Below are 13,790 nucleotides of genomic sequence, written 5' to 3' on the forward strand. Positions count from 1 at the left end.
GCGGAGGCGATAGACAACTTCGTCGGCAAAGGATTGCCGACCTACGAATCGGTACCGCCGTGACGGGTCGACCAACCGCCGGCGTCGGCAAAGGATTGTCGACCTACAACTTGAAAGACGGAAGAGCGATTCTAAAACGGCCAAGTATTGGGCTGCCTTCGTCTCCGCCGATCTTCGCGCCAGGGCAAGCACGAAACCAGCCGCATTCTTACGCCGCGATTAAACGGCCTCGGTCTCCAACGCGCGCAAGTTTTCTTCCACCCCGGCGGCATGAGTCAGCTCGGCGACGTTGTCCTTGGTGAAGAATCCCTGGAAGTCGCCGAAGCGTTGCACGTATTCCACGATCAGGGAGGAATATTCCGAGGCGCTGGAGAAGATTTGCTTGAGTCCTTCCTCCCTGGAGCCGATGACGTCGAGCAGGAATTCCTTGCCGCAATCCCGCAGCGTGCCCACCACGTAATCGATGTTGGCCTTCCCTTCCGTTTCGCCGTCCCGGACAGCGACCGCGAGATGATGAAGCCTCGGGCCGTAGTTGCGGACGAAGGCTTCGGTCGGCGACGGCAGTCTGAGCAGGTGGTTGACGAAATAGGGATGATTCGCGGCGGTGAACACCTTGGCGGGACATTCCAGCTCGTTCGAGTGATGCACGCTCTTGGTGACGTTGGTCGAGGAATTCTGGGAAGCGATGTCGTAAGAGCCCCAGTAGTAATAACTGGTCAAGGTCAGCCATTCGAGGATGGCCGCTTCCCGGTTCTGGCTATAGATGCGGGTGGCGAGGTGGTCGATGGGCAGGAGCAGCGCTTCCAGCCCCAGTTTGACCTGAGCTTCCTTCGCCTCCAGGTAGGCCCTTTGAACGTCGTCGCGAATGGTACTCCGACTCGGGGCATAAACACGGGTGTCCGCTTCCGGCCTCTCCCAATAACCAACGATGTTGTGGGTATAGGGCGACGGCTTGACGATGGCCATGTCGTCGGGCATTTCGAGCTTCTGGATCTGAGCCCGATTGAAGAAGCGGACATCCCTCGACTTCTGCAATGCCACCACTTCGTTCACATCGGTCACCCGAAAAACTTCGCCCATGTAGCGGGAGTTCGGCTTATGCGCGCCGATCGGGTATAGCTCGTTGAGGCTTCGAAAAATGCCTCGCGTCTCGGGGTCCTTGACTTCGCGAATCAGAACGTCGGGAGCGTTCAGGTCGATGCGGAGCACATGGGTGTAATGGCGTTCCGATTCGATCGTCGCGAGATAATGATAAGGCGTCATCAGGCACAGCTCGCCCACGTAGGGAACCGAGTGCCCGGGCTCGACCGCGATCATCATGGCATCGACCTGATGGATCAGCTCGGTAAGCCCGATCCGATCGCGCTGCTCCAGCAGTTTGATCAAGAACTCCTCGAAAAACGGCGAGTTCACCTTGTCGCCATGACGGGGAAAATCGAGCGAAGACATCACGGTCGCTACTCCCTATTCATTGACTACCCGTGTCGTCGAAGTAGTCTGTTGCTGTCGCATATAGAAATAGAAATACTGATTCGACACCGCCACATGAATGGCGCCCAAGTCGGTTTGGACCTGATCCAAATATTCGTGCAGCACGGCAGGCGCCAAACCTTCCCAGCGCAGACCCGTAAGCCGCCGCCAAGTCCGGCGAGTCACTTTCATGACCTCCTTGTGGTTCGGCAGCATGGCCAGACACTCCTCGATTTCCGAGAGGCAGTGACGGACGGTCCGCGGAAAATGGGGATCGAGCAGCAGATAATTCAGCACGGCGTGGCCGCGCACATGCACGTCCACGTGACGGCGGTACATTTGGTAAGCGCTCAGGGCCTTGAGCACGCTCATCCACAACCGCTCCTGCAAAGGCTCCAACGCGCCGCCTTGCCGCGGGAGCAGCACGGCTGCATTGATATCCGCGATGCGCGTGGTCATGTCGGCGCGTTCGATGTTTCTCCCCAGCCTGATGAATTCATAAACCAGGTCGTGGCTCATGCAACTGATCAGCAAGCCGGCCAGCGATTGGTTGCGCTCGATGATGTGATTGAGGACTTCGTAACGCTGCGCCCGATTTTGCGCCGCGCTGGACGCGAACCCTTGGACATAGAGATAAAGCCCGTTCACCCGCTCCCAAAATTCCTTGGGAAGGATTTCCCGGAATGTGCGGCTGTTCTCGCGGGCGCGGCGGATGCTGGATACGATGGCGCTCGGGTTGCGCTCGTCCTGGATCAGGAAGCGCAGGATATTGGATTCGTTCGCCTCTCGGTAATGCTCTTCGAAGAGTTCGTCCAGGCCGACCAACTTGAGCAGGATATCCCAGCCGAACGAGGCGCCTTTGGGGAGATCCAGCAGCACATCGGTCGTGGTGTTGATCAAGCGTGCGGTATTCTCGGCCCGCTCCAGATAACGGGCCATCCAATACAAGTTCTCGGCTACGCGGGATAGCATGCGTCCTCCGTGTCGACGATCCAGGTATCTTTGCTGCCCCCGCCCTGCGATGAATTCACGACCAGGGACCCCGCTTTCAGCGCCACTCGCGTCAGTCCGCCGGTGGTGGCGTAGAGCCGGCTGGATTGCAGTATGAAAGGCCGAAGATCCAGATGGCGGGGCGCGAGGCAATCGCCGACCAGAGTCGGCGCGGTGGAGATGCTGAGCGTCGGCTGCGCCATGTAATTGCGCGGATTGGCCCGGATCAGCTCGGCGAACGCCGCACGTTCCTCGCGGCTGGCCCTAGGGCCTATGATCATGCCGTAGCCGCCCGACTCATTGGCCGGCTTGACCACCAGTTTGTCCAGGTTGGCCAGCACATAGGCCCGTTCTTTTTCGTCCATGCAGAGGTAGCTCGGCACGTTGGGAATAATCGGGTCCTGATCGAGGTAATAGCGGATGATTTTAGGCACGTAGGTGTATACGACCTTGTCGTCCGCCACACCGGAGCCGGGCGCATTGGCGATGCCGACCTTGCCGTTGCGCCAGGCGCGCATGAGACCCGGAACGCCGAGCGCCGAGTCCGGACGGAAGACCTCCGGATCCAGAAAATCGTCGTCGATGCGGCGGTAGATCACATCGACCCGCCTGGGGCCGGAAACGGTCTTCATATAAACCCGGTCATCCGCATCCACCATCAGATCCGAGCCTTCCACCAGGAAGGCGCCCATCTGCTGCGCGAGATAGCTGTGTTCGAAATAAGCCGAGTTGAAAATCCCCGGAGTCAGCACGGCCACCACCGGCCTCTCGCCATCCCTCGGAGAAAGAGCCGCCAGCGCATCGTAAAGCTGAACCGGGTAGTCATCGACCGGCAGGATATCGCAACCCTGAAAAAACTCGGGAAACAGGCGCTTCGTCAATTGTCGGTTTTCCAACATGTAAGACACGCCCGACGGCACCCGGAGATTGTCCTCCAGCACGTAGACCGTGCCGTCCTTGTCGCGCACCAAATCGGTACCGCACACATGGGCCCATACGCCAAAACGGGGCGTGATACCTCGGCACTGCGGCCGGAAGTTGCGCGAACCGGCGATCACTTCCAGCGGAAAAACGCCGTCCTTGACGATGCGCTGCTCGTTATAAAGATCGTTGATGAACAAATTCAGAGCCGTAAGCCGTTGCTTCAGCCCCTCCTCGATCCGCATCCATTCGCTTTTCGCCATGACGCGGGGGATGATGTCGAAAGGCCAAGCCCGATCGATGTTCCCAGCCTCGCTGTACACGGTAAACGTGATGCCCATCGTCATGATGGCCGCATCCACCGACTGCCGGCGGGCTTCCAATTCTCCCGGCTGAAGAGAGTTCAGATAACGGAACAGAGCTCGGGCGGCGGATCGCGGCTGGCCGCCCGGTTCCAGGAGTTCGTCGTAGGCTTCGCTGCTGCGGTAGTCGTGGGAAATGTTCATGAGCGAACGATGATGTTGACGTTTCCGACGAAGCATCCTCCGTGCCAATGGCGCAGACGAGCGCTACGGCGCGCCACCGGGCAAGCAAGCGTTTCGCCGTCTGTGTCGACTCCCTGACAAAGCGAATAAGGTGCACGGTTGCATGCGCCCCGCGCTGTTGTGGTGCGCATAGTGATATGGCGTGGCGTTCGCACGCTCGAGAATGGGAGCCCATCCGATCAGACTCTCGAAACCCTTCGACCTTGCTCGGGACACGCCCGTCGACGAACTCAGGGCCAACGGCCTACGCGGATACGGCACTAAGAGAGCCTGTCGTATTAAACGATTTCTTCCTGAAACATCTGACGATAGAATCGATCGAATACCCATACACTGAGCCCATTCTGACATTGCCATGACGTATTGCCTTTCGATCAACGTGGAACGCGGTCTGGTGTTCTGCTCCGATTCCCGCACCAATGCCGGAATGGACAGCATCGGCACCTATTCGAAAATGCACACTTTCGTGTGGCCGGGAGAGCGGGTTTTTATCTTGCTCTCCGCCGGCAATCTCGCCACCACCCAGGCTGTGGTAAAAAAGATTTATCGTGATGTCGAGCAGGCCTGGGTACCCAATCTGATGACGGCGACCAACATGTGCGAAGCCGCGGATTACGTCGGCATGATCAGCACCCAGCTACAGCGCCAGCAGGCTAGCCGCGATACCGCCAACACCAGCTTCGAGGCCAGCTTCATCTTCGGCGGCCAGCTGGGCCATAGCCCGCCCGAGACCTTCATGATTTACCCGCAGGGCAATTACATTCACGAGTCCGGGGAACATCCCTTTCTGCAAATCGGCGAAACCAAATACGGCAAGCCCATCCTGGACCGCATCATCAAGCGGGACATCGGCCTGGAACGGGCTGCCCGATGCGCCCTGGTCTCCATGAACTCCACCATACGCAGCAACGTGACCGTCGGCCCGCCGGTGGAATTGTTGATCTACGAGCGAGACAGCCTGACCGAAGGCCGCCGGCTGTTCCTCACCGAGGACGATCCTTTCGCCAGACAGCTTTCCGAAAAATGGAACGAGGGATTGATTCTCGCTTTGGAAAATCTGCCGAATTTCCCCTGGGAAAACGCCGAATCGCAAACTCCCGACTTTAAGCTCGCCCTGCTCAAGCAGCAACTCGATCTATAGAAACGAACAGGCTTTTCGCTGAACGATGCCGATTGGCGCGTACCCGGTTCCAGCGGTTCGGCATCTGTCGCTTCCCGTTTTGTCTCACTCAGATATAGGGTGGATTAGACGCGCACTGCTACGAGCCATGCCGTCGCTGCCGGACTCTCCGCGCGCCTAACTCACTGATTCCGCGGCCTTGCCCGGTGGACGACGGCGCGTGGAAACACCAAAGGACACCTCGAAAAACCGTCGCGAGCGCCCCGAGTGCTAGGCGCCCGGAGCACAGGAACCGGAGTGTACATGGAGTACATGAGGATTCCGCGCACCGCGCAACGCAGCAATCGAGTCGCGCAGTAGATTTTTCGAGGTGTCCCAAAGGAACTTTTCGGTTCCCTTGCGATGCTCTCCCAACCCGCCCTACGCCGGAAACACGAATCGGAACATTGTTTTTGGCTATATCCTATCCGGGTAGGCTTTTCGTACCGCGGTGAACAAGGAGTGAAAACCGATGGCACTGGAAAAAATACTGCATCAGACCGTAACCGGACTATTGGACCGGCATATCCGGGAAGGCTCTCTCCATCTTCACGTTACAGGCGGTCCGAGCCGCCGCTTCGGAACCGGGCAGCCGGAAGCGCACTGGAATGTTCTAGACCCCTCGGCCCTGCTCCGTCTCTTGTGGGATCCGGAACTTCAATTGGGCGAAACCTATCTCGAAGGCGGTTGGAACGTGGGATCCTCCGAGGCGTTGCCGGCGTTCATGGAGGTCATGATGCGGAATTTCTCCGAACCCGGACCCGCACCCTATCTGCATGTCCGCCGATGGCTGCACCCGCTTGTTCGAACGGGTAACGCCATCGCCCGCAGTTACCGGAATGTGAGCCATCATTACAATCTCGACGAATGGCTGTTCCGACGGTTTCTGGATGAACGCCTGTTTTATTCCTGCGCTTATTTCGAAACGCCCGAGCAGACGCTCGAAGAGGCGCAACTCGCCAAATGCCGGCTCATCGCCCGAAAGCTGCGTCTACAGCCCGGAATGCAGGTCCTCGATATCGGCAGCGGCTGGGGAGGCTTAGCCGTTTACCTCGCGCAAGAAGCCGGCGTCGAAGTAACCGGCGTAACGCTCTCCAGGGAGCAACTCCGAGTGGCGCAAGCCGATGCCGAACGACTCGGACTTCAAGATCAGGTTCGCTTCCATCTTCGAGATTACCGGAAGCACACCGGAGAATATGACCGGATCGTCAGCGTCGGAATGTTCGAACATGTCGGAGCCCGACACTATCCGGCTTTCTTCCGGCAAATGGCGAAACTGCTGAAACCCGACGGCATAGCACTGCTCCATACCATCGGCGCCACCAACAAGGATGGCCCTGCCAACCCATGGATAAAGCGCCACATTTTTCCGGGCAGTTATATCCCTTTGCTTTCCGACGTGTCGCCGGCAATGCAGCGCTCGGGCCTGATTCTGACCGACCTGGAGGTGTTGCGGCTGCATTATGCATATACCCTTCGCGAATGGTTTCGGCGTTTCCAGAACCATAGAGCCGAAGTGGTCGAGCGGATGGGAGAACGCTTCGCCCGCATGTGGGAATTTTATCTGGCGGTATGCGAAGGCTCGTTCCGCTGGCGCGATATGGTGGTTTTTCAACTTCAGCTGGCGAAGCGGCATGGAGCCGTACCGATCACCCGGAACTACCTCGTGACGGATCATTGAGAAAGGCGCGTCCCTGATCGGCCGATCCCGGCCGCGCCGGCGGCCGGGCGGGTCTGCGCCCCCTGTCTTCTGCAAACGTGGCTTGGCAGCACGAATCTTGCCGATTATCCTTATCGGCCTCGGGGGCTGACTTATCAACTCAAGAATTCTCATATGAGCGAATCATGCGATGTGCTGGTCATCGGGGGAGGACCGGCCGGGTCGTCGATTGCGGCGTTGCTGGCGGAAAAGAATTGGCGCGTCGTTCTGGCCGAAAAGGATCGACATCCGAGGTTTCACATCGGCGAATCCCTGCTGCCTTTGAGTCTTCCTTACCTGGAACGGCTGGGCGTGCTGAATGAGGTCGAGAAGATCGGTCTTCGCAAGTACGCCGCCGAATTCGATTCCATCTACCACGGCAAGTGCTCCGACTTTCAGTTCGGCGAGGCTCTGGACAAAACTCATCCCTATGCCTTCGAGGTCAAGCGGGCGGAGTTCGATCATATCCTCTTGAAAAACGCCGCCGCCAAGGGCGCGGACGTTCGCGAGGGCTGCCGCGTGACTTCGGTGGAATTCCACGAAGGCCGCGTGGATAAAGTCAGGGCGACCGGTGAAAACGGCGCGGAGCATGTCTGGCAACCGCGCTTCCTGGTCGATGCATCGGGCCGCGACACCTTTTTGGCCGACAGGCTCGGCACCAAGGAGCGCAACAAGAAACACAGCAGCGCGGCTGTTTTCGGCCATTTCGAAGGAGCCGAGCGCAGAAGCGGCCGGGACGAAGGCAATATCAGCATTTACTGGTTCGATCACGGCTGGTTTTGGATGATCCCGCTCAAGGGGGACCTGATGAGCGTTGGCGCCGTCTGCTGGCCTTATTATCTGAAAGGCCGCCAGACACCGGTCGAACAATTCCTGTTCGACACCATCGCCTTATGCCCGCCGGTGCAAGCTCGCCTGAAAAACGCCCGGCTGGTATCGCCCGTAACCGCGACCGGCAATTATTCGTACGCTTCCAAACGGATGAGGGGCAAGAATTACTTGTTGATCGGCGATGCTTTCGCCTTTATCGATCCGGTATTTTCCAGCGGCGTCCATCTCGCGCTATACGGCGCGATGTCCGGCGCGGAGACCGTGGACGGCATCCTGCGCGAGCCGAAAACCGCGGAAAAACGCCTCAATCAGTACGAAAAATCGGTGCGCCGCGGGCTGAAGACGTTTTCCTGGTTCATCTACCGCATCACCACACCCGCCATGCGGGACTTGATCATCCATCCTCACAACCGGTTCCGTATCAAGGAAGGCGTCATTTCGCTGCTTGCCGGCGACCTGTTCCGGAACACCCCGATCGCGCCCAAACTCTTGATGTTCAAGGTTATTTATTATTTGAAAAGCCTGTTCGACCCGATCAATAACTACGCGGCCCATAAGCGCAGACGCCAAAACATCGCATCCTGAAGCTCGTCTCATATACGCCCGACATGAATTTGCCAGCACGAATGGGCTCTTTCGATCCGAGCCTAGGCGTTACGCAACAGCGTTCCGCCAGGCTTGATCCGCCCGTTTATCTCACCCTGTTTCCTGCCGAAGCCCTGAGCGGTCTGACGAACACGAAGCCAGCCTCCGTGCTCGGAATCATCGGCTTCGATGGCTTTTCCGAATCCGGTACAGACACGCCGTACCCGGTCCTGACGCTGCCCATGAGCAGCTTGGACGAACAAAAGCTTTGCGAAGTCTGGCTCAGCCCACAGCCGGCACGCTACGGAGAACATCAGGGGATACGCTACGCCTGCAACGGCGATATTCTGTTCGGCTGCTTTTACTTGCCCGAACAGGAGCCGGATTCGGTGGAAACCCGGACTTACCGGACGTACTGCCGGATACTGGATCTGATCCGTCTCTCCGGCTATACCCATCTCATCCGCATGTGGAACTATCTTCCGCGGATCAACGGCGAATACCTTGGGCTCGAAAACTATCAGCGCTTTTGCCTGGGGCGGCACCAAGCCTTCGCCGAAGCCGATTACGTGTTCGACCGGGATTTGCCCGCCGCCAGCGCGATCGGGACCGGGACGGAAGGGCTGCGGATCTATTTCATCGCCTCCCGCGCGCCAGGACGCCAGATCGAGAATCCGCGCCAGGTGAGCGCCTATCGATATCCGTTACAATACGGACCGCGCAGCCCGTCGTTTTCGCGCGCGACGCTGACGGAGTTCGGCGGTGAACGCCAGCTTTATCTGTCGGGAACCGCGAGCATCGTAGGGCACGAAACCCTGCATCCCGAGGATGCGGCCGGGCAATTGCGGGAAACGCTGATCAACATTCAAGCCGTACTAAACGAGTTGGGCCAGTCCCGAATCAGGCTCGACGAATTGGGGCCGGATTGCATGTTGAAGGTTTATGTACGCCATCGCGAACATTTCGGCATCGCGAAGCAACGGCTCGCGGAAACCCTGAATCCTTCATGCCCGGTTATCTTTCTTCAAGGCGATATTTGCCGTAGAGACCTTTTGCTGGAAATCGAAGGCATCATTCGATTGCCCCGTTCGTAATCCGGTCCAAGGCGATCGGCCTTAATGATCTAACTGTCGAATATCAATAACTTATGACCACGCAACTGACCCCGATGGAACTGGAACTGGCACGGATGATCGTCGAATCGTTGAATCTCGAAGCCATTCCCGAGCACATCGAGCCGGAAAAACCGCTGTACCGGGACGGGTTGGGACTCGATTCCATAGACCTGCTCGAACTCTCGCTGGTTATCTCCAAAAAATACGGATTTCAGATCAAATCGGACGATCCGGACGTCACCCATATTTTCTCGTCGCTCCGGGCGCTGGCCGGCACCATCGAAAAGCGGCGTGCGAAATAAGGTATGGGGATCAAACCGGCTTTAACCGTGTGCCTGGCGGCGCTGTTTCCGGTTTTTTCCTTTGCCGCCGTCCGTTCGGACATCTCGCCGGTCTGGCTTGGATTCGTCGACTTTCTTCTCTTCACGGCCATCTTGATTGCAATGCGCTTATCGGGCGAAGGCCGGTCGAGCATGATAGGCCGCCTTTGGCCTTTCGCGGTGGGCATCGGCCTCTGCGCGCCGCTCTTTTATCTGAGGCCGGACGCGATGATCTATTTTTCGCCCGTCGGCATCGGTCTGATACTCGCAAGCCTATTCCTGACGACGCTGACTCCGGGACGGGAACCGCTGATTACACGCTTTGCCCGGCTGGAGCGGCGGGGCGTGCTGCCCGACGATTTGCGGATTTACACGCGCAATCTCACCTGGGCCTGGGCGATCTTTTTCTGCCTGTTGGTTCTGGAATCGGTGTTGCTGGCTTTGTTCGCTCCGGTGGAAACCTTTCTCCTATTCACCAACACCGTGAATTATTTCTTCGTCGGCGCGTTTTTCATCACCGAGTACATCTACCGGCGCATCCGCTACCGGCATCACAGCCATCCGTCCATCCTCCACTTGATCGCGACCATCGCCCGCTCGGGCGTAATCTCGGCTCCCAGGAACTGACCGGAATTCCGCCGGGCGAACTCGAGCGACACCCAGACCGATGGAGGCACACTTTACCGTTTCATCAGACCACCCTGCCCTGCCCGGTCATTTTCCGGGCAATCCGGTGGTGCCCGGCGTAGTGATTCTGGACGAGATCGCCTGTCTCTGGCTGGCGGGCCATCCAGGCTTTCGCCTCGCCGGCATTCCTGCCGCGAAATTTCTCTCGGTGCTCCGTCCGGGCGAACCGTGCCGGGTGCAATTCGATGATGCGGGAGAAAAATCGGTGAAATTCGACTGCTTCTCGGGCGACCGGCGCATCGCGCAAGGGCGTCTGCTGTTCACCTCAGTCGCACCATGAGCCGCAGCTGGATTAATCAAAAAGAGCGCAGCACCGGCTTCTGGCTGCGAACGATCGTCTGGATCGCCCTGCGGCTCGGGCGGCCGATCGCCCGCGCCCTGCTCTACCCCATCACGGCGTATTTTCTGATTTTCGCCGACCGCGCGCGGCAAGCTTCCGCTGCCTATCTGACACGCATCTTCGGTAGACCACCGTCGGGCCGGGAGTTGTTCCGCCACTATCACACTTTCGCCGAAGCTCTGCTCGACAGGGTGTTCGTGTTCGCCGAGCGGGACGAATTCTTTCAAATCCGGATGCACGGATTCGATCTGCTGGAGCGGCTGATAGCGGACAAACAGGGATTCCTCCTGGTCGGCGCCCATGTCGGCAGCTTCGAAATCCTCCGCGGCCTCGGGCTGAGGCACAGGGGGCTTTCCGTCAAGGCGCTGGTTTACGGCGAAAATTCCCCCAAGATCAATGCCATTTTCAGGACGCTGAACCCGGATCTGTTCAAGGACATCATCCCCGTAGGCACGGCGAGCGCCCTTCTGGGGCTGGATGAGCACATCGCTAACGGCGGCGTGGTCGCCTTGCTCGGAGACCGCAGCGTACACGGGGAGAAGCGCGTCCTGTGCCGGTTTCTCGGCGAGGACGCCTGGTTCCCGGCGGCGCCAGTGCTGCTGGCGAACTTGTTCAAGGCTCCGGTGATTCTGTTCTTTTGTCTCCACAAAGGCGGCGCCGATTACGACGTACACTTTGAGCTGCTGGCCGAGCGCATCGAGTGTTCCCGGAAAAACCGCGACGAAAAAATCCGGGCGTTCATGCAGCACTACGCCGACCGGCTGGAACATTACTGCCGCCAGGCGCCTTACAATTGGTTCAATTTTTATGATTTTTGGGATAAGAGCGACAGCACGGACGAGCAGCGTATGTCCGATGCCTTAAGTCCCGAAATGACCCGGAATTTTGAACCTCGTCGAGCATCCGCCAATCGTGGCTCTCCGGCTTCATAATTCGATCCAGCCCCGCTCAGACGGTCGAACCGAAGATCTTGCACTAAGAGCCTATCCCAATAGGCGATAATAAGCGTCTTTAACCGGTAACCGAGGAGAAGACCCATGGGACTCATTACCGAAGACGATGGCTGGCGGATTCCCGACGCCTTATGGGAAAAGATGTCACCCCTGCTTCCGGTGCACGTGCCCAAGCCGCATCCCCTGGGATGTCATCGTCGCCGGGTCGACGACCGTGTGGCGATGAATGCGATTGTGTTCGTCCTGCGTACCGGGTGTCAATGGAATGCCCTGAATGCGACGGGGATCTGCTCCAGCAGTAGTGCCCACCGCCGGTTCCTGGAATGGGTTGAGGCGGGTATTTTCGAGCGTTTCTGGCAGGAGGGGTTGCTCGAATACGAGCGGCTCAAGGGCATCGACTGGAGTTGGCTATCCCTGGATGGCGCCACGACCAAGGCGCCCCTGGCCGGCACAAAAAAACGGGGCCAAATCCGACGGACAGGGGCAAACAGGGGGTCAAGCGCAGCCTGTTGACCGAGGCGGATGGAATCCCACTGGCCGTAGTGGTCGAGGGTGCCAACCGCCACGACATGAAACTGGTCCGTTCGACGCTGGCGGCGGTTCAAGCCCAGCGGCCCGAACCGACCCCGGAACAGCCCCAAGGATTATGTTTGGATAAAGGGTATGACTATGACGAGGTGCGGGATATTGTCCACGCGTTCGGGTTCACGGCCCACCTTCGAACCCGCGGCGAGGAGGCCCAAGCGATCAAGCGGGACGCGGGATTCGCAGCGCGGCGCTGGGTCGTAGAGCGCACGCACAGTTGGATGAACCGCTTTCGGCGCATTCTCATCCGCTGGGAAAAGCGGGCGGATACCTATCTCGCTCTGTTGCATCTGACACTGGGCATCATCACCTGGCGAGCCACCGGCCTATTGGGATAGGCTCTAATACTACAGCCGCATTTATTTAGGTCTAACAAGCATGGTAATCGACTGAGGAGACTGCCATGCAAGACTCGATACGACAGTGGGACGCGGAGCTGACCGCACTGCATGCGCGGATTGGCTCGCGTTTTCGGCGGGCGGAACCGCGGCAACGCGCGTTGGGGTATCTGCGTGGGCTGTTAAGTCCGGTCGCGCGCAAGAACGGCTGGCAGCTGGCGGAGCACTTGGGGGAGCGGACCCCGGATGGCGTCCAGCGGCTGTTGAATGGCGCTGAGTGGGATGCCGATCGGGTACGGGATGACCTGAGGGCTTACGTGGTGGAGCGGTTGGCCGATCCAGAGGCGGTGTTAGTGGTGGACGAGACGGGTTTTTTGAAGAAAGGCACGCACTCGGTCGGAGTCAAGCGCCAATACAGTGGCACGGCCGGCCGCATCGAGAACAGCCAGGTCGGCGTTTTTCTCGCTTATGCCAGTGTGCACGGGGCGGCTTTTCTCGATCGGGCACTGTACCTGCCCAAGGAGTGGGCCGCCGCCCCCCATCGCCGCGCCGAGGCGCACGTGCCTGAAGGGGTGACGTTTCGCACCAAGCCTGGGTTAGCGTTGGAGATGATCGAACGCGCGTTGGACGCCGGTGTGCCGTGCCGCTGGGTGACCGGTGATGAGGTGTATGGGGGCGATCGGCGGCTGCGGTTTTGGCTGGAGCAACGGCGCCAGCCGTTTGTGCTGGGGGTGGCCTGTAACGTGCCGTTGTGGCGTGATGGTCCGGTGTATCGGCCGGCGCAGGAACTCGCCGCCGAACTACCCGCTTCGGCGTGGCAGCGGCACTCGGCCGGAGACGGTGCCAAGGGGCCACGGGAGTACGACTGGGCGTGGCAGCCTTTGTGGCGGTGGCAACCGACCGCTGAGGAGCGGGCCTGGGGCCATTGGCTGGTGGTGCGCCGGAGTCTTGAGGATCCGAGCAAGCTGGCGTATTACGTAGCGTTTGCCCCGCGGGAGGGCACGACGCTGGAGACCCTGATTCAGGTCGCCGGGCGACGGTGGACCATTGAAGTGGGCTTCGAGAGGGCCAAGCAGGACTGTGGGTTGGACGAGTATGAGGGACGGACGTGGGACGCCTGGCATCGGCATATCACCTTGGCGCTGCTGGCCCAGGCGTTCTTGGTGGCTATGAGCACCCAAGCGAAAAAAGGGGCACTGAGGCCGGCTTGATCCCATTTACTGCCCCGGAAGTCCGCCGCTTGCTGGTCCAC

General features: G+C 59.1%; 13 protein-coding genes. 10 read left to right on the forward strand and 3 right to left on the reverse strand.

Translation table 11 applies throughout. The annotated features are described in order from the left end of the window. Window positions 1-219: 219 nt before the first annotated feature. The 3 genes from ACR2R1_RS10235 to ACR2R1_RS10245 are packed head-to-tail and all read right to left on the reverse strand — an operon-like array spanning window position 220 to window position 3,923. Complete coding sequence (locus ACR2R1_RS10235) at window positions 220-1,449, reverse strand: hypothetical protein (protein WP_434114006.1); 1,230 nt, start codon at window positions 1,447-1,449, stop codon at window positions 220-222. 15 nt (window positions 1,450-1,464) lie between these two features. Continuing rightward, complete coding sequence (locus ACR2R1_RS10240; protein WP_434114008.1) at window positions 1,465-2,442, reverse strand: alpha-E domain-containing protein; 978 nt, start codon at window positions 2,440-2,442, stop codon at window positions 1,465-1,467. Continuing rightward, window positions 2,427-3,923, reverse strand: coding sequence for a circularly permuted type 2 ATP-grasp protein (locus ACR2R1_RS10245; protein WP_434114010.1), 1,497 nt, complete (start codon window positions 3,921-3,923; stop codon window positions 2,427-2,429). Before ACR2R1_RS10245 ends, ACR2R1_RS10240 begins: the two co-directional genes overlap by 16 nt. Before the next feature lie 358 nt (window positions 3,924-4,281). On the opposite strand from ACR2R1_RS10245, the gene ACR2R1_RS10250 reads away from it, so the two are divergent. From ACR2R1_RS10250 to ACR2R1_RS10295, 10 genes are all read left to right on the forward strand, one after another. Continuing rightward, a complete protein-coding gene (locus ACR2R1_RS10250; RefSeq protein WP_434114012.1) occupies window positions 4,282-5,067 on the forward strand; it encodes a peptidase in 786 nt (261 codons plus the stop codon). A gap of 490 nt (window positions 5,068-5,557) precedes the next feature. Beyond that, window positions 5,558-6,766, forward strand: a complete 1,209-nt coding sequence (locus tag ACR2R1_RS10255; RefSeq protein WP_086132812.1) for an SAM-dependent methyltransferase — start codon at window positions 5,558-5,560, stop codon at window positions 6,764-6,766. A gap of 153 nt (window positions 6,767-6,919) precedes the next feature. Next, window positions 6,920-8,200, forward strand: coding sequence for an NAD(P)/FAD-dependent oxidoreductase (locus tag ACR2R1_RS10260; protein WP_077731651.1), 1,281 nt, complete (start codon window positions 6,920-6,922; stop codon window positions 8,198-8,200). A gap of 23 nt (window positions 8,201-8,223) precedes the next feature. After that, the gene (locus tag ACR2R1_RS10265; protein ID WP_434114014.1) at window positions 8,224-9,294 is read left to right on the forward strand and encodes a hypothetical protein; all 1,071 of its coding nucleotides are present in this window, start codon (window positions 8,224-8,226) and stop codon (window positions 9,292-9,294) included. A gap of 53 nt (window positions 9,295-9,347) precedes the next feature. Then, window positions 9,348-9,617, forward strand: a complete 270-nt coding sequence (locus ACR2R1_RS10270; protein ID WP_434114016.1) for a phosphopantetheine-binding protein — start codon at window positions 9,348-9,350, stop codon at window positions 9,615-9,617. A gap of 3 nt (window positions 9,618-9,620) precedes the next feature. Continuing rightward, window positions 9,621-10,262: a hypothetical protein gene (locus ACR2R1_RS10275; RefSeq protein ID WP_133718847.1), complete on the forward strand. Its 642-nt coding sequence runs from the start codon at window positions 9,621-9,623 to the stop codon at window positions 10,260-10,262. Window positions 10,263-10,302: 40 nt separating this feature from the next. Further along, on the forward strand, window positions 10,303-10,602 hold the full coding sequence (locus ACR2R1_RS10280) for a 3-hydroxyacyl-ACP dehydratase FabZ family protein (protein WP_077731648.1): 300 nt from the start codon (window positions 10,303-10,305) through the stop codon (window positions 10,600-10,602). Continuing rightward, window positions 10,599-11,594: a hypothetical protein gene (locus ACR2R1_RS10285; RefSeq protein ID WP_077731647.1), complete on the forward strand. Its 996-nt coding sequence runs from the start codon at window positions 10,599-10,601 to the stop codon at window positions 11,592-11,594. Before ACR2R1_RS10280 ends, ACR2R1_RS10285 begins: the two co-directional genes overlap by 4 nt. A 105-nt stretch (window positions 11,595-11,699) precedes the next feature. Continuing rightward, window positions 11,700-12,538, forward strand: a protein-coding gene (locus ACR2R1_RS10290; protein ID WP_139841180.1) for an IS5 family transposase whose coding sequence is annotated in 2 segments (ribosomal slippage) — window positions 11,700-12,066 and window positions 12,066-12,538 — 840 coding nt in all. Because the reading frame shifts where the segments join, the coding sequence is not laid out codon by codon here. 65 nt (window positions 12,539-12,603) lie between these two features. After that, window positions 12,604-13,749, forward strand: a complete 1,146-nt coding sequence (locus ACR2R1_RS10295) for an IS701 family transposase (protein WP_434110624.1) — start codon at window positions 12,604-12,606, stop codon at window positions 13,747-13,749. Window positions 13,750-13,790: the final 41 nt, after the last annotated feature.

The sequence above is a fragment of the Methylocaldum sp. GT1TLB genome (assembly GCF_051027445.1).
Lineage (GTDB): Bacteria > Pseudomonadota > Gammaproteobacteria > Methylococcales > Methylococcaceae > Methylocaldum.

Bases quoted from the DNA above. Each gene is read 5' to 3' on its own strand.
- ACR2R1_RS10260 (WP_077731651.1), top strand. From the start codon at position 6,920: ATGAGCGAATCATGCGATGTGCTGGTCATCGGGGGAGGACCGGCCGGG.
- ACR2R1_RS10270 (WP_434114016.1), top strand. From the start codon at position 9,348: ATGACCACGCAACTGACCCCGATGGAACTGGAACTGGCACGGATGATC.
- ACR2R1_RS10250 (WP_434114012.1), top strand. From the start codon at position 4,282: ATGACGTATTGCCTTTCGATCAACGTGGAACGCGGTCTGGTGTTCTGC.
- ACR2R1_RS10245 (WP_434114010.1), bottom strand. From the start codon at position 3,923: ATGCTTCGTCGGAAACGTCAACATCATCGTTCGCTCATGAACATTTCC.
- ACR2R1_RS10235 (WP_434114006.1), bottom strand. From the start codon at position 1,449: ATGTCTTCGCTCGATTTTCCCCGTCATGGCGACAAGGTGAACTCGCCG.
- ACR2R1_RS10255 (WP_086132812.1), top strand. From the start codon at position 5,558: ATGGCACTGGAAAAAATACTGCATCAGACCGTAACCGGACTATTGGAC.
- ACR2R1_RS10295 (WP_434110624.1), top strand. From the start codon at position 12,604: ATGCAAGACTCGATACGACAGTGGGACGCGGAGCTGACCGCACTGCAT.
- ACR2R1_RS10285 (WP_077731647.1), top strand. From the start codon at position 10,599: ATGAGCCGCAGCTGGATTAATCAAAAAGAGCGCAGCACCGGCTTCTGG.
- ACR2R1_RS10240 (WP_434114008.1), bottom strand. From the start codon at position 2,442: ATGCTATCCCGCGTAGCCGAGAACTTGTATTGGATGGCCCGTTATCTG.
- ACR2R1_RS10275 (WP_133718847.1), top strand. From the start codon at position 9,621: ATGGGGATCAAACCGGCTTTAACCGTGTGCCTGGCGGCGCTGTTTCCG.
- ACR2R1_RS10280 (WP_077731648.1), top strand. From the start codon at position 10,303: ATGGAGGCACACTTTACCGTTTCATCAGACCACCCTGCCCTGCCCGGT.
- ACR2R1_RS10265 (WP_434114014.1), top strand. From the start codon at position 8,224: ATGAATTTGCCAGCACGAATGGGCTCTTTCGATCCGAGCCTAGGCGTT.